Here is a 15,306-nt window from a genome sequence, read left to right as displayed (position 1 = left end):
CGCACCGGCCTCGTTCCCCTCCCGCGCGCCCGGCACCCGTGCCGTCACCGTCACCGTCGTCATCGCCATCGCCGTAGCCGTCACCATCGCCGTCCCAAGGGTTACGGGTGGCGGGTCCCGCGGCGAATCAGATTGGGCCGGACGGGTTACGCAAACAGGTGCGGGAAAGGGCGTACGGAGAGCGGGGGGAGGCGCACGGATGCGTTGCCCTTGACAGGGCCTCACGGGGCTGACGTCATCTCATGGGGCGTACGCGGAATCCGTACGCGTACGCCGTACGCGTCGACAGCCGACGGTGTGCATGACGCCGCCGACGGCGACGGCCGAGACCGAGACGGCCAGCAGGGCGGTCTCCCAGCCGGCGGCGAGCACGGCAGCGCTCCGGGCGGCACGCACCTCCCCGTCGAATTCCGGACCGACCAGGCCCCCAGGGTCCCGCACCACCTGTACGCGATCGCCGACCCGGTCGTACCAGCCGCAGGAGATGACGTCGGTGGTGGCGGCGGCGTCGGCGTCGGGCTCGGTAGCGGCATCGGCGGCGGGCTCGGCGGGACGGTCGTAGTGGACCGTGCAGCCGTACGTGGTTGTCTTCCCGTGGTGCACCGCGATCCGCGTGATGACGGCCGGCCGCGAGACGCCCCGTGCCTGTAGGGCCAGTGCCTGCGACGCCTTCATGGCACTCAGCGGCGCGGAGATCATCGGAATGAGCATCAGCACCATGGCCACCACCCGTAGCACGACGGAAGGCGACAGCGACATCACCGCCCACAGCAGCCACACGCCGCCGACCAGACACAGCACGACCGAGGGCACCAGCATCCAACTGAACGACCCCAGGGCCCCGCCGGCGAACAACAGCAGGGCGGCCACCGGGACCGACAATCCGGTCAGTATCGGGCGGCGCGGGTACTTCAGATCACCCGCCCGCTTCCGTCCCGCCCGCTTCCGTTCCGCCCGCCGTGTGTCCGTCGTCGCCACTTCCCTGTTCCTTCGGGTGCCTGCCACCAGCGTCGTCGACCTTCCCGCCCACGTGGTTGGCGCCACCGCCGGCGGCACCGGCACCGGCACCGGCACCGCTCAATCCTCGATCGCCTGGTAGGCGGTCGTCCAGAAGTCCTGGTTCAGGTGCAGGGACGTGGGGGCGTCCATGGCCGCCTGGGTGAGCAGGATGCCGGTGAGGCCCTGGGCGGGGTCGGCGTACGCCGAGGTGCCCAGGCCGCCGTCCCAGCCGAACTGGCCCACGGACGGGTAGTCGCAGCGGTGGGTGCGCACCGCCATCCCGAAGCCGAAACCGCCCTGCCCTCCGAACCCGGCACCGCCCTCGCTGCCGAAGAACGCGTCCTTTCCGGCGCGCTGTCGCGGCGTCAGTTGGTCGCTGGTCATCAGCTCCACCGCGGCCCTGGACAGGATGCGTTCCTTTCCGTACGTGCCCTTGTTCAGCAGCATCTGCTGGAAGGCGGTGTAGTCGTCGGCCGTCGAGGCCAGCCCGTCGCCGCCGGCCGGGAAGGCGGGCGGCCGGCTCCAACTGCCGCCGGTGGGCTCGTCGTACACCACGAGGTCCCCGGTCTGCTGGTCGTGCGCGTAGCTCGTCGGCAGTCGGTGGATCTTGTGCTCGGGAACGTGGAAGCCGGTGTCCTTCATGCCCAGCGGCTCGAAGACGCGCTCCCGCAGGAACGCTTCGAACGGCCGGCCCGAGACCCGCGCCACCAGCACGCCGAGCACGTCGGACCCGGTGTGGTAGAGCCATCGTTCCCCCGGCTGGTACATCAGCGGCAGTTCACCCAGCCGGCGCATCCATGTGTCGGGGTCGGGCTTGGGGTCCGGTCCGCCGGAGCCGCTGCCCAGTGTGCTCATCGCCTCCATGATGGGCGCCACCGCCGCGCCGCCCGGCGCCACCGTCATGCCGAAGCCGAAGGTGAAGGTCAGCAGATCCCGTACGGTGATCGAACGCCGCGCCGGCACCGTCTCCTCCAGCGGCCCGTCGAACCGCTTGAGCACCCGCCGGCCGGCGAGTTCGGGCAGCCAGTCATCGACCGGGTCGTCCAGCCGCAGCCGGCACTCGTCCACCAGGATCATCGTCGCCGCGGCCGTCACGGGCTTGGTCACCGACGCGAGCCGGAAGATCGTGTCCCGGCGCACCGGCGCACCGCCGCCCTCGCGCAGCGTCCCCATGATCTCGACGTGCGTGTCACCGCCCCGCGTGACCATGGCGACCAGTCCGGGAGCGGCCCCGGACTCGATGTGCCCGGCCAGAATGTCGTGCATCCTGCGCAGCCCCTCCTTGGACAGCCCCTTCTCCGGCATGCGCTGCCATCCCCAGCTCAGGTAATCCGGGTAATTCGACACGGTCCCCTCCTCCTTGCGCCACTCGGGCCCTGCTGCCGCCGCGGCGCATGCGAACACTGTACGCATGACGGAACGGTGTGCGCAATGGCGTACGGCGTGCGGTGTGTGCGGTGTGATGCCAGGAGCAGCGCCATGACCGAGTACCTGGGTCGGCGGCGACGGCACGATCGCGTACGAGAGGCGGGGACGAGGCGGGGACCCGAGGCCGCTGGATCGCTCTCGCGCAGGGCCGGGGCAGTAGCGGAGCGCTGTGGAGGCGACGCGCGCTCGGACAGGGCCGCGGGCGGCTCCTGTTGCGGATGCCGGACTCTCGGGCCGGCAGCGGGCCGGCCGGCGTCCTCGGAGGGGCGGGAAACGACGCGGCGCCCGGGTGAGAGGTCATCTCACCCGGGCGCCTTCGGTGGGCCATCAGGGGCTCGAACCCTGAACCAATGGATTAAAAGTCCACTGCTCTGCCAATTGAGCTAATGGCCCGCACCCAGCAGCATAGCCCGCGTCCGCCTCACATCCCGAAGGTATTCGGGGGAGTGATCTTCTTGTTGCCCGGGGAGGGGGTGTTCGCGGGGGTTTGGCGGGGTGGGCGGGGGTGTTGGACGGGGTGCATGCGTAAGGGCCCGTACGGCACGGGAGGTGTCGTACGGGCCCTTGAGGAAGGCCGGTTGGTCAGCCGGGCGGCGGGCCGCTCAACGGCCGTTCAACGGGCGCTCGGCCGGTCAGCCGCTCGGCCGGTCAGCCGTTGCGCTTCCAGCGCGGCTTGTCGTCGCGGCGGCCGAAGGAGCCGGTGCCGGTGCCGGTGCCGCGGTGGTCGTCACGACGGCCGTACGGGCGGTCGCCGCCGGAGCGGTAGCCACCGGTGGACGGGCGGCCACCGGAACGGTCGTCGCGGTTGAACGGACGGTCGCCGCCGCCGGAGCGGTAGCCACCGGAGGAGGGACGGCCGCCGGAACGGTCGTCGCGGTTGAACGGACGGCCCGGACGGTCGTCACGGCGGTCGCGGCCGAAGCCACCACGGTCGCTGTCACGACGGTCACGGCTGAAACCGCCACCCGAGCGGTCGTCACGGTTGAACGGACGGCCCGGACGCTCGTCACGACGGTCACGGCCGAAGCCACCACGGTCGCTGTCACGACGGTCACGGCTGAAACCGCCACCCGAGCGGTCGTCACGGTTGAACGGACGGCCCGGACGGTCATCGCGACGGTCACGGCCGAAGCCACCGCCCGAGCGGTCGTCACGGTTGAACGGACGGCCCGGACGGTCGTCACGACGGTCGCGGCCGAAGCCACCACGGTCACTGTCACGACGGTCACGGCGCTCGAAGTTGCCCCGCTCGTCGCGGCGGTCGTAGCCACCACGGTCCTCGCGACGCTCGTAACCACCGCGGTCCTCACGGCGGTCGTAGCCGCCCCGCTCGTCACGGCGCTCGTCGCGACGCTCGTACGAGGAGCGGCGCGGCGCCTCGTCGTCCTCGGTCGCACGCGGCTGGGCCGGCACGGAGGTCTCGGCGGCGTCGGCGTCGGCGGGCGCAGCGGCCTCGGCCGCCGCGGTGGCGGCGGCCACCGCCGCCTCCGGGTCCTCGCCCCGCTCACGCGCGGCGCGGGCCGTCAGACGGTTCGCCTCTTCGCGCAGCTCGGCCGCGCGGCGCTGCACCCGCTCCAGCTCGCGGGACAGCTCCCGTACCTCGCGCTCGGCCTGCTTGGCGGAGTTCGACGCCGACTCGGCCTGCACCTCGGTGAGCGAACGGGCGCCGGTGATACGGGCCACGTCCTCGTCGAACGCGCCGGCACCGCCGACGATGTGACGCGAGGCGTCCACGCCCGCGTCCTCCATGAGGCGGAAGATCTGGCGGCGCTGGTGCGGCAGCGAGAGGGAGACGACGGTGCCGGAGCGGCCGGCCCGCGCCGTACGGCCCGAGCGGTGCAGGTAGTCCTTGTGGTCACCGGCCGGGTCCACGTTCAGGACCAGGTCGATGCCGTCGACGTGGATGCCGCGGGCGGCGACGTCGGTGGCGACCAGGACGTTGACGTAGCCGTCCTTGAAGTCCGCCAGGGTGCGGGTGCGCGCGCCCTGGGTCATGCCGCCGTGCAGCGCGTCGGCCCGTACGCCCGCCTCGCGCAGTTGCTCGGCGACCCGGTCGGCACCGAGCTGGGTGCGGACGAAGATGATCGTACGGCCCTTGCGGGCGGCGATGGCGGCGGTGACCGGCGCCTTGTCCTTCGGCTTCACGACCAGGACGTGGTGGGTCATGGTGGTGACCGCGCCCTGCGCCGCGTCGACCTCGTGGCTGACCGGGTTGGTCAGGTAGCGCTTGACGAGGGTGCCGATCTCGTTCTCCATCGTGGCGGAGAACAGCATGCGCTGGCCGCCGGTCGGCACCAGGTCGAGCAGCTCGGTGACCTCGGGCAGGAAGCCCAGGTCGGCCATCTGGTCGGCCTCGTCCAGGACCGCGACCTCGACCTTGTCCAGGGAGCAGGCGCCGCGGTTGATGATGTCGCGCAGCCGGCCGGGGGTGGCGACGAGCACGTCGACACCGCGCTCCAGCGCGTAGATCTGGTTGCCCATGGACGTACCGCCGCAGACGACCTTCAGCTTGAGGCCCAGGACGTCGCCGTACGGCTGGAGCGCGTCGCTCACCTGCATGGCGAGCTCACGGGTGGGGGTGAGGATGATGCCGCGGGGGCGCTTCTTCTCGGTGAAGCCGCCGGCGAGCCGGCCCAGCAGCGGCAGGCCGAAGGAGAGGGTCTTGCCGGAGCCCGTACGGCCGCGGCCCAGGATGTCCCGGCCGGCCAGGGCGTCGGGGATGGTCGCCGCCTGGATCGGGAACGGGGTGGTGACGCCGTTCTGGGCCAGCTTGCGGACGATCTTCTCGTCGAGGCCGAGGTCGGCGAAGGTGATCTGCGGGGCCTCGTCGGAGGCGGCCTCGTCGTCAGCGGCGGCCTCGTCGGCGGTGTCCTCGGTCACGTCCACGGCGGCCTCGGCCGGCTCGGCGGACCCGGTCCCGGCGACGGCTTCGACAGCCTCGGCGGTCTCGGTGGACTCGACGACGGCCGCGACGGCCTCGTTCGACTCGGGCGCCGTCTGCTCGTCGCTTACGGGCATGACGGACTGATCAGTGGAAACAGACATGCGAAATGCGAAACCTTCCGGAGTCTCGGCACGCGCCCATACTCCGTGAGACTTCACAAACGACCGCCTCTATGCGGTCAGCCACGGCAAGGAGAGAACGCGCCACACGGCGCGCTTCGGATTCGGCGCCGGGCAAATGGGATCAAACGATCTACCACCATACGCACTCCTCCCCCAGGAACGCAAATGGCACCCCCATGAACCCCCTCAGAGCCTCCCGCCGCCCGTCGGCTCTTGCCTCACTCCTCCCGGTCCATCTGCGCCGGACCGGGCGGGGCGGACGTCGGGGAGGCAGAGGGCGGCGGCGTGGACGGGTCCGGGCTCGGGGGCGGCGTGGGCCGGGCGGACGGGCTGGGGCGCGGCGAGGTGGCGGGCGGTGACGGCCTGCCGCTCGGCCGCGACGGCGTACGGCCGGAAGACTGCCCCCCGTCCGTTCCGGCTCCGGCCTTCCCGTCCCCGCCGGACGTCGGCCCCCGGCCGGGCGCCGCTCCCGATGCCGGCCGCGGCTCGGCTCCCGAGGGCCTCGCCTTCTTCCCTGTGGGACGCGCCACCTTTTCGCGGTCCGTACGCCGCGCGCCGTCCGCGCTCCCCACCCGGCGGGGCCCGATTCCCCGCCCGTCCGCCGTCCCGCCGTCCGGCGTGGTCCCGCTGCCCTGCCGCGTGGTGCTGCCCGAGGGCTTGAGGGGCTCGGGGTCGCTCACGCTCATGCAGCCGCTCAGCGACGCGGCGAGTGCCGTGGCCGCGGCCAGGGCCGCGCCGAGCCGGTTCAGCGGGGACGAGCCGGCGGGACGGGAAGAGGCACCGGTGGCGCGGGAGGCACCGCCGGTGGTCGAACAGGGGGAGTGGTCGGCCGCGCGGCGCAAGGGAGGTACGGGGGAGGCGGAGGAGGGCGACGAGGGGGCGGAAGAAGAGGCGGGAGGGGCGAGCGGGCGCACGGGCGGGACCTCCGGATCCGGAGCGCTGCGGGGCGGCGGAGCAGACGCCCTGCCCAACTCCTGTTGTCCACCCGAGGACACGCGCCACGGCCACCCGATCGCATACGCGCCCCGGCCCGCGCCCGTCTCACGCCCCCACCCGAGCGCCCCTCCAGGCACCGGCTCGTACGGCTCCGGCCTCGGCTCGTACGGCCCCGGCACCGGCCCTCACCCGTAACCGAGCGCGTGCAGCCGTTCGTCGTCGATGCCGAAATGGTGGGCGATCTCATGGACGACCGTCACCTCGGTTTCCGCGACCACGTCCTCGCGGTTGGCGCACATACGCAGCGTCGGTCCCCGATAGACCGTGATCCGGTCCGGCAGCACGCCCGCGTACCACTCCCCGCGGTCGGTCAGGGGCGTACCTTCGTACAGCCCGAGCAGCTCGGGGTCGGTCGCGGGGGGCTCGTCCTCGACGAATACCGCCACGTTGTCCATCAGCCGTGTCAGCTCCGGCGGGATCCGGTCCAGGGCCTCGGCGACCAGTTCCTCGAACTCCTCGCGCGTCATCTCCAGCACGGTCCCATTCTCCGTCACGCCACCACGAGGACAAGATCTCGGCGAGCGTGACAGGAGGGCTTTCCGAGGGGTGTTCCAGCGAATCCTCAGGTGATTTGCGACGCTTCACGGTTCTTCGCCCCGCGTCGGCCCGCGTCACGCCACTCCGCGCCACTTCTCGTCGCGCCGCGCCACTTCTCGTCACCTCTCGTCGCTTCGCATCGCTTCTCCTCGTTTCGCTTCACGCCGGATCCCGGTGGGCCTTCTCGCGATCCGCATACCGGTCGCGGCGCGCGGGCATATGGGACCAATGGCCCGTGCCGCGCCTTCCGGAGACACCCGTCCCGGCGACCAGGTCGAGATCACACGCGGGGCGTGCCGGCCGGCCCGGTTTCTGCGGGCGGTCCGTGCGGCGCTCGTCCGCGTACGGGACGCCCCCGGGGCCGTCCTGCGCGACTACCGTTCCCACCACACCGCCCCCACCAGCACCCTTGTCCACACCCCGCACCCGTACGCCCGGGCCCTGGGCCTGCTGGCCGTGACCCTTCTCGGCGCGTGGCTGGGGCTGCTGATCGTCGGCAGCATCCATGTGCCCGTAGGTCCGATGGACACCAGGATGACGCTGCGGCCCTCCCTGACCGGCGGCACCAAGATCAACGTCTCGCCGCTGGGGGCGCTGGAGCTGCGCAGTCACTACGCCCCGATACGCCTGGACGTCGACGTCGACCGGCTCAACCCCGTACGGTCCCGGGCCCTGCTCGACCATCCCGAGCGCTTCTCCGGGCTCCAGGCCGAGGTCACCCGCGACGTCACCCGCGGCACCGGCACGCTCGCCTTCCGTTCCTGCGTCGCGGTCGTCTCCGGGGCCACCGCGCTGGGCTTGGCCGTCTACCGCAGGCCGCGCCGCGCGCTGGCGGCCGGCGGTCTCGCCCTGGCCCTGCTGGCGTCCTCCGGCGCCGCCGCGTACGCCACCTGGAACCCCCGTTCCGTCCTGGAGCCGAAGTTCTCCGGGCTGCTGTCCTCGGCGCCCTCGGTGGTCGGCACCGCGCGCAACATCGTCAGCGAGTTCAACGTCTACCAGAAGGAGTTGGCGCGCCTGGTCACCAATGTGACCAAGCTGTACGAGGCCACCTCGACCCTGCCCGCCTATGAGCCGGACCCCACCACGATCCGGGTGCTGCACGTCTCGGACATCCACCTCAATCCCGGCGCGTGGCAGATCATCAGGTCGCTCGTCGGCCAGTACAAGATCGATGTGATTGTCGACACCGGCGACACGATGGATCACGGCTCGGCGGCCGAGAACGCCTTCCTGGACCCGGTCGGCGGGCTCGGCGCCCCGTACGTATGGGTACGCGGGAATCACGACTCCCGCACCACGCAGAAGTACCTCGCGGCCCGCAGAAACGTCACGGTCCTGGACGACGGCCGGGTCGTACGCGTCGCCGGGCTGCGCATCGCCGGCGTGGGAGACCCCCAGTTCACCCCGGACCGCTCCGTGGTGGCCGCCGGGGACCCCGCCGAGCGCACCGCGGGCGGGCGCCTGGCCGACTCCCTCCGTACGCAGCGGCTCGCCGGCACCCCTGTGGACCTGGCCCTCGCCCACAACCCCGTCGCCGTGGCCGAGGCCGACGGGCTGGCCCCGCTCGCGCTGGCGGGGCACATCCACCACCGCGAGAACCGGACGCTCCCCCAGGGGACCCGGCTGATGATCGAGGGCTCCACGGGGGGCGGGGGGCTGCGCGCGGTGCAGGGCAGGAAACCCGCTCCGGTGCAGGCGTCGGTGCTGTATCTGGACCGCAGGACCCGGCGGCTCCAGGCGTGGGACGAGATCACGCTCGGCGGGCTGGGGCTCTCCAGGGCGGAGGTCAGCCGGCACCTCCCCCGGGAGAACCTGCCGGGCGCCACGCCGTCCGGCACCGCACCGTCCAGTGCCACGCCGTCCGGTCCCACGCCTCCCGGCACCACGCCGCCCCCGTCCCCCGGTCGGACGGCCGCTTCCCCCTCGGTCACCACGCCCTCGAACACCCCATCGGCGACCCCCTCGACCAGCCCTTCGGAAACTGCCCGCTGACGCCCGGCCTCCGGTCCCGCCCCCGGTCCCGCGGAAACCGTTTTGGCGAACCGTCCCCGCATCCCATATGCTTCTCACGTCCCCGACGGCGCCGACAAAGCGCCAAGGTGGGCCATCAGCCCTCATCGTCTAGTGGCCCAGGACGCCGCCCTTTCAAGGCGGTAGCACGGGTTCGAATCCCGTTGGGGGCACGCATCACCGTGTGCGAGACTGGTTCACGCCTCGTCTCGCACAATGCAAGGTCCTGTGGAGCAGTTTGGAGTGCTCGCCACCCTGTCAAGGTGGAGGCCGCGGGTTCAAATCCCGTCAGGACCGCTGCGGCTGGGTAGCTCAGTTGGTACGAGCGATCGCCTGAAAAGCGATAGGTCGCCGGTTCGACCCCGGCCCCAGCCACACTCGTGGCAAGAAGGCCCCGATCCTCTCGGATCGGGGCCTTCTGCGTGTCTCATACGCTCAGCTTCTCCCCCGTCGTCTCTTCCGACGCCTCTTCCGACGCCTCTTCCGCGGCACGGTCGGACTCCGGCTCCCAGAAGATCAGCCAGGCTCCGCCGCTGATCGCTCCCATCGCCGCCAGTCCCATCGCCATACGGTCCAGTCGTGCGCCGCCCTCCCAGTAGTGCACCGGGCCGAAGACCAGCCAGGCCGCGAACGCGAGCCCGGCCACCATCACGGCGACCCCACCCATCCGTCGTAATGCTCTGTTCATGAGGAGATCTTCTCTTACGGATTCTCGTACGGCGGCGGCAGGGCGCGGCGGATGCGGCCTGCGCTGCGCTGCCACGACGGGGCCCGACGGCCCGGCCACGCCCCGTACGCCCCCGTACGCCCCCGTACGCCCCTGATCGGCCCGTACGCCGGGCAGCCCGTTCCTCAGGACCCCACGGCATGCGCCGGCTTCGCGCCCCGGCCGCCCGGGTGGCGGTGCCGCCACACCCAGAAGACCGTGCACGACAGCACCGCCCAGCCGCCCAGCACCAGGAACGGGAAGGCGTGCTGGTGCCCGCCGAAGTAGACCGCGGTGTGCTGGGCGTTGACCGAGGCGCCCGGGGGCAGCCACTGCCCGATGTGTCCGAGCAGCGACGGCAGCAGCGGCCAGGAGACCGCGCCGCCCGAGGACGGGTTGCCGAGCAGCACCATCAGTCCCCAGGTGGGGATCATCGCCCAGCGCCCCATGAGGGTGTTGAACATCGTGAAGACCATCCCGGAGGTGAACATCGTCAGCGCCAGGATCAGCCAGGACTCCACGAACGGCAGCCGCAGCGCGCCCATCAGCCAGTCCACGACCGCGGCGATGGCGAAGCCGCCGAGGAGGGCGTAGGCGACGGTGAAGGCGATGCGCTCGGCCGGGTTGAGGGCGCGGGCGTGCACGCTCAACTGGATCGCGCCCACGAATCCGATGATCACCGCGGCGAGCGAGATGTAGAAGAGCGCCAGGCCGCGCGGGTCGCCCTTCTGGAGCGGCTTGATGTCCTTGACCTGCACCGGTACGTGGACCGCCCGGCCGACCTTCGGAGCGGTCTCGGCGAGCACCTGTGCGACCGAGGCGCCCGAGGCCCCGGATACGTCCAGTTCCACACCGGGCTCCCGGACGTTGAGGACCGCGAACATCTCCTGCTCGTCGACGGCGTCCCTGGCCTCCTTGTACGTCTTGTACTCGCGCAGCCGCAGGGAGGCGTTCAGGGCCTGCTCCATCCCGTCGACGAACGCCTTCCCGTGCCGGGCGTCCTGGGCGCCGACCACGGCGGTCGGGATGTGGCGCGGGGTCGGGTTCGCCATGGTGTACGTGTACGAGCCGGCGAAGAGGCCGGCGGCGACGGCGAGGATGAAGACCAGCACGGTCGCCGGGAAGAACGGCGACTTCTTGAAGGCCGCCCACTTCTCGGCCCCGGTCAGGGGCCGGCCGTGCGCGCCGTGCGGAGGTGGGGGGCCGTGCTGATCGGACATATGGCCACGCTAAAGCACCTGTCCCGGACATTCTTCCGGAGCGGGGCGAAGCGGACGGGGAAGACGGAGCCGACAGCCCCCGCCCCACAGCCGCGGCCCACGACCTTCGTCGCACGGCGCCGGCCCACAGCCCCCGCTCTGCTCTCGCCTCCCCCTCGTCCCACCCTCCCGCTCCCTCACCCACCGTCACCCGCCGTCACCTGCCCACCGACCCGCGCCCCCACGGCAAATGGTTCGCCAGTCGTTTCGGTGAGGTGAGATCCTTGGGGACGTATGTCCAGTCAGCCTGCCCCCGCCCTGCCCGCCCTGCTGGAGCGACTGCCCGAGCTGATGCTGCGCGACCAGCAGCGGCTGGGGCGCCGACTCGACGGCGCGCGCCGGATCCGTAAACCCGAGGCCCGCGCGGCCGTGCTCGCCGAGATCGCCGAAGGCATCGAGGAGGCGGAGCTGCGTGTCGAGCGGCGGCGCGCCGCCGTACCCGCGATCACCTACCCCGAACAGCTCCCGGTCAGCCAGAAGAAGGACGAGATCCTTGAGGCGATCCGGGACCACCAGGTCGTGATCGTCGCCGGTGAGACCGGCTCCGGCAAGACGACCCAGATCCCCAAGATCTGTCTGGAGCTGGGCCGGGGCATACGCGGGCTGATCGGCCATACGCAGCCACGGCGGATCGCGGCCCGTACGGTCGCCGAGCGGGTGGCCGAGGAGCTGAAGAGCCCGCTGGGCGAGGCGGTCGGCTGGAAGGTCCGCTTCACCGACCAGGTCGGCGGTCAGACGCTGGTCAAGCTGATGACGGACGGCATCCTGCTCGCGGAGATCCAGACGGACCGCGAGCTGCGCCAGTACGACACGATCATCATCGACGAGGCACACGAGCGCAGCCTGAACATCGACTTCCTGCTCGGGTACCTGGCGCAGTTGCTGCCCAGGCGCCCGGACCTGAAGGTCGTGATCACCTCCGCGACCATCGACCCGGAGCGGTTCGCCCGGCATTTCGGCAACTTCGCCACCGTCGGCGACGGGTCCTCGGGGACCGGTACGGCCGGCGAAGAGCGGCCGGCCGCCCCGGTCATCGAGGTCTCCGGCCGTACGTACCCGGTCGAGGTCCGCTACCGCCCCCTGCTGGAGGAGGGCGGGGAGGACGGTGACCGCGACCAGATCACCGCCATCTGCGACGCCGTGGACGAGCTCCAGGCCGAGGGCGACGGCGACATCCTGGTCTTCCTCTCCGGTGAGCGCGAGATCCGGGACACCGCGGACGCGCTGAACAAGAAGAACCTGCGCGCCACCGAGGTGCTGCCGCTGTACGCGCGGCTCTCGCACGCCGAGCAGCACCGCGTCTTCCAGCGCCACACGGGCCGCCGGATCGTGCTCGCCACCAATGTCGCGGAGACCTCGCTGACCGTCCCGGGCATCCGGTACGTCATCGACCCGGGCATGGCCCGGATCTCCCGCTACAGCTACCGCACGAAGGTGCAGCGGCTGCCGATCGAGCCGGTCTCGCAGGCCAGCGCGAATCAGCGCAAGGGCCGCTGCGGCCGTACGAGTGACGGCATCTGCATCCGGCTGTACTCCGAGGAGGACTTCCTCTCCCGCCCGGAGTTCACCGACGCGGAGATCCTTCGTACGAACCTGGCCTCCGTCATCCTCCAGATGACCGCGGCCGGCCTCGGTGACATCGAGAAGTTCCCCTTCATCGACCCGCCGGACCGCCGCAACATCAAGGACGGCGTCGATCTGCTGCACGAGCTGGGGGCGATCGACCCCAAGCAGAAGGATCCGAAGAAGCGGCTCACCCAGATGGGCCGCAAGCTCTCCCAGTTGCCGGTGGACCCGCGGCTGGCGCGGATGGTGCTGGAAGCGGAGCGCAACGGCTGCGTACGCGAGGTGATGGTGATCGCCTCGGCGCTGTCGATCCAGGACCCGCGCGAGCGGCCCGCGGACAAGCAGCAGCAGGCCGACCAGCAGCACGCCCGCTTCAAGGACGAATCCAGCGACTTCCTGGCGTTCTTGAATCTGTGGCGCTATATCCGGGAACAGCAGAAGGAACTGTCGTCCTCGGCCTTCCGGCGCATGTGCCGCAGCGAGTTCCTGAACTATCTGCGGATACGTGAGTGGCAGGACATCTACTCGCAGCTCCGCTCGGTCGCCAAAACCATGGGCATTCACCTCAGCGAGCAGGACGCGGCGCCCGACCACATTCACACCGCCCTGCTTTCCGGTTTGCTTTCGCATATCGGATTGAAGGACACGGACGCGAAGAACGAATACCTGGGGGCCCGCAGCGCGAAATTCGCGGTCTTCCCCGGTTCGGCGCTCTTCAAGAAGCCGCCGCGCTGGGTGATGTCCGCGGAGCTGGTGGAGACCTCCCGCCTGTGGGCGCGGGTGAACGCGAAGATCGAGCCGGAGTGGGTCGAGCCGCTGGCGCAGCACCTGGTCAAGCGAACCTACAGCGAGCCGCACTGGGAACAGAAGATGGCCGCGGTGATGGCGTACGAACGGGTGACGCTGTACGGCGTGCCGATCGTCGCGCAGCGCAAGGTCAACTACGGCCGTATCGACCCGGAGACCTCGCGGGACCTGTTCATCCGCAATGCCCTGGTGGAGGGCGACTGGCGCACCCACCACCAGTTCTTCCACGACAACCGTAAACTGCTCGGCGAGGTCGAGGAGTTGGAGCACCGCGCCCGGCGCCGCGACATTCTCGTGGACGACGAGACGCTCTTCGACTTCTACGACCAGCGGATTCCCGAACACGTCGTGTCCGGGGCGCACTTCGACTCCTGGTGGAAGAACAAGCGCCGCGAGGAGCCGGAACTCCTCAATTTCGAGCACTCGATGCTCATCAACGAATCCGCCGAGGCCGTCACCAAGGACGACTATCCGGACTCCTGGCGGCAGGGCAAGCTCAAGTTCAAGGTCACCTATCAGTTCGAGCCGGGCACGGACGCGGACGGCGTGACCGTCCACATCCCGCTCCAGGTCCTCAACCAGGTCTCCTCCGAGGGCTTCGACTGGCAGATCCCGGGGCTGCGCGAGCAACTGGTCACGGAGCTGATCCGCTCGCTGCCCAAGCCGGTCCGCCGCAACTACGTCCCGGCGCCGAACTTCGCCGCCCGCTTCCTGGACACCACCGTGCCCCTTCAGGGCCCGCTGACCAGCGCGCTGGCCGCCGGCCTCCAGCGGATGGTGGGAGTGCCCGTGGACCCGGCGGACTTCGACCTGACCAAGGTGCCGGGGCACTTGAAGATCACGTTCCGGGTGGTGGACGAGCGGCGGCGCAAGCTCGCCGAGGACAAGGACCTCGAAGCGCTGCGGCTGGCTCTCAAGCCCAAGACCCGGGCCGCCATCACCAAGGCGTTCGAGCAGGCCGCCGAGCGGCCCGCCCGGGGCGGTGAGGGCACCGTCCCGGCGGCGGGGCCCGAGCAGCGTACGGGCCTGACGTCCTGGACGATCGGCACGCTGCCGCGCACCTTCGAGACCCGGCGCGCGGGCCAGCCGCTCAAGGCGTACCCGGCGCTGGTCGACGAGGGCAGCAGCGTCGCCGTACGCCTCTTCGACACCGAGGCGGAGCAGCTCGCGGCGATGTGGAAGGGCACCCGCCGCCTCATCCTCCTCAACGTTCCCGCCAACCCCGCCAAGTTCGCCCAGGACAAGCTGTCCAACCAGCAGAAGCTGGCGCTGTCCCGGAACCCGCACGGCTCCATCCAGGCCCTTTTCGAGGACTGTGTGACGGCCGCCGCCGACCGCCTCATCGCGGCCCACGGCGGGCCCTCCTGGGACGAGGAGTCCTTCCGCAAGCTCTTCGACGCGGTACGGGCCGACCTGGTGGACGCCACGATGCGCACGATCCAGCAGACGCAGGAGGTGCTGGCCGCCTGGCAGGCGTGCGAGCGCCGCCTGAAGGCGACCACCTTCCCCTCGCTCCTGCCCTCCCTGGCGGACGTCAAGGAGCAGCTCGCGGCGCTGATCAAGCCGGGCTTCGTGACCGCGCACGGCGCCAAGCGGCTGCCGGACCTCATGCGGTACCTGGTGGCCGTGGACCGGCGGCTCCAGCAGCTCCCCAGCCACGCCGAGCGGGACCGCGCCCGGATGGCGAAGGTCAAGGAGATGCAGGATGAGTACGCCTGGCTGCTGGAGCAGTTCCCCAAGGGGCGCCCGGTGCCGGCCGAGGCGCTGGAGATCCGCTGGATGATCGAGGAGCTGCGGGTGAGTTACTTCGCCCATGCCCTCGGTACGGCCTACCCGGTCTCCGACAAGCGCATCGTCAAGGCCGTGGACGCCGCCGCACCCTAGGGGCGTACGGGTGGTCCGGCCTCCGTCGGCACCGGGGCCGCCACAGGG

Annotated in this window: 9 protein-coding genes and 4 tRNA genes; 6 read left to right on the top strand and 7 right to left on the bottom strand. The window is 71.1% G+C overall.

What is annotated here, in order from left to right; translation table 11 throughout:
• Positions 1-240: 240 nt before the first annotated feature.
• From KGS77_RS18540 to KGS77_RS18525, 4 genes are all read right to left on the bottom strand, one after another.
• Positions 241-978, bottom strand: a complete 738-nt coding sequence (locus tag KGS77_RS18540) for a hypothetical protein (RefSeq protein ID WP_242583285.1) — start codon at positions 976-978, stop codon at positions 241-243.
• 99 nt (positions 979-1,077) lie between these two features.
• Positions 1,078-2,304: a serine hydrolase domain-containing protein gene (locus KGS77_RS18535; protein ID WP_242587545.1), complete on the bottom strand. Its 1,227-nt coding sequence runs from the start codon at positions 2,302-2,304 to the stop codon at positions 1,078-1,080.
• Positions 2,305-2,747: 443 nt separating this feature from the next.
• Positions 2,748-2,820 (bottom strand) — tRNA-Lys (locus tag KGS77_RS18530).
• Between the two features lie 255 nt (positions 2,821-3,075).
• Positions 3,076-5,472 carry a DEAD/DEAH box helicase gene (locus KGS77_RS18525; RefSeq protein ID WP_242583283.1) on the bottom strand — a complete coding sequence of 799 codons (2,397 nt, stop codon included), beginning with the start codon at positions 5,470-5,472 and terminating at the stop codon, positions 3,076-3,078.
• Positions 5,473-5,778: 306 nt separating this feature from the next.
• On the opposite strand from KGS77_RS18525, the gene KGS77_RS18520 reads away from it, so the two are divergent.
• Positions 5,779-6,624: a hypothetical protein gene (locus tag KGS77_RS18520; RefSeq protein WP_242583281.1), complete on the top strand. Its 846-nt coding sequence runs from the start codon at positions 5,779-5,781 to the stop codon at positions 6,622-6,624.
• On the opposite strand, the gene KGS77_RS18515 is transcribed toward KGS77_RS18520, so the two are convergent.
• The gene (locus KGS77_RS18515; RefSeq protein ID WP_242587544.1) at positions 6,615-6,965 is read right to left on the bottom strand and encodes a metallopeptidase family protein; all 351 of its coding nucleotides are present in this window, start codon (positions 6,963-6,965) and stop codon (positions 6,615-6,617) included. The two genes, KGS77_RS18520 and KGS77_RS18515, sit on opposite strands and share 10 nt — an antisense overlap.
• A gap of 289 nt (positions 6,966-7,254) precedes the next feature.
• On the opposite strand from KGS77_RS18515, the gene KGS77_RS18510 reads away from it, so the two are divergent.
• The 4 genes from KGS77_RS18510 (at position 7,255) to KGS77_RS18495 (ending at position 9,411) form a co-directional block, all read left to right on the top strand.
• Positions 7,255-9,018: a metallophosphoesterase gene (locus tag KGS77_RS18510; protein ID WP_242583278.1), complete on the top strand. Its 1,764-nt coding sequence runs from the start codon at positions 7,255-7,257 to the stop codon at positions 9,016-9,018.
• Positions 9,019-9,136: 118 nt separating this feature from the next.
• Positions 9,137-9,209 (top strand) — tRNA-Glu (locus KGS77_RS18505).
• A gap of 49 nt (positions 9,210-9,258) precedes the next feature.
• Positions 9,259-9,333: transfer RNA gene (locus tag KGS77_RS18500), tRNA-Asp, on the top strand.
• 4 nt (positions 9,334-9,337) lie between these two features.
• Positions 9,338-9,411: transfer RNA gene (locus tag KGS77_RS18495), tRNA-Phe, on the top strand.
• Between the two features lie 52 nt (positions 9,412-9,463).
• Here KGS77_RS18495 and KGS77_RS18490 read toward each other — a convergent pair.
• Together KGS77_RS18490 and KGS77_RS18485 are read right to left on the bottom strand one after the other, a co-directional pair.
• Positions 9,464-9,724: a hypothetical protein gene (locus tag KGS77_RS18490; RefSeq protein WP_242583275.1), complete on the bottom strand. Its 261-nt coding sequence runs from the start codon at positions 9,722-9,724 to the stop codon at positions 9,464-9,466.
• 164 nt (positions 9,725-9,888) lie between these two features.
• The gene (locus KGS77_RS18485; RefSeq protein ID WP_242583273.1) at positions 9,889-10,962 is read right to left on the bottom strand and encodes an ABC transporter permease; all 1,074 of its coding nucleotides are present in this window, start codon (positions 10,960-10,962) and stop codon (positions 9,889-9,891) included.
• Positions 10,963-11,235: 273 nt separating this feature from the next.
• Between KGS77_RS18485 and hrpA the strand changes: the two genes are divergently transcribed.
• Complete coding sequence (gene hrpA / locus KGS77_RS18480; protein WP_242583270.1) at positions 11,236-15,258, top strand: ATP-dependent RNA helicase HrpA; 4,023 nt, start codon at positions 11,236-11,238, stop codon at positions 15,256-15,258.
• The last annotated feature ends 48 nt before the right edge of the window (positions 15,259-15,306 follow it).

Origin of the sequence: Streptomyces sp. MST-110588 (genome assembly GCF_022695595.1) — a bacterium.
Classification (GTDB): Bacteria; Actinomycetota; Actinomycetes; order Streptomycetales; family Streptomycetaceae; genus Streptomyces.
This window is presented reverse-complemented; position numbering and strand designations above follow the sequence as displayed.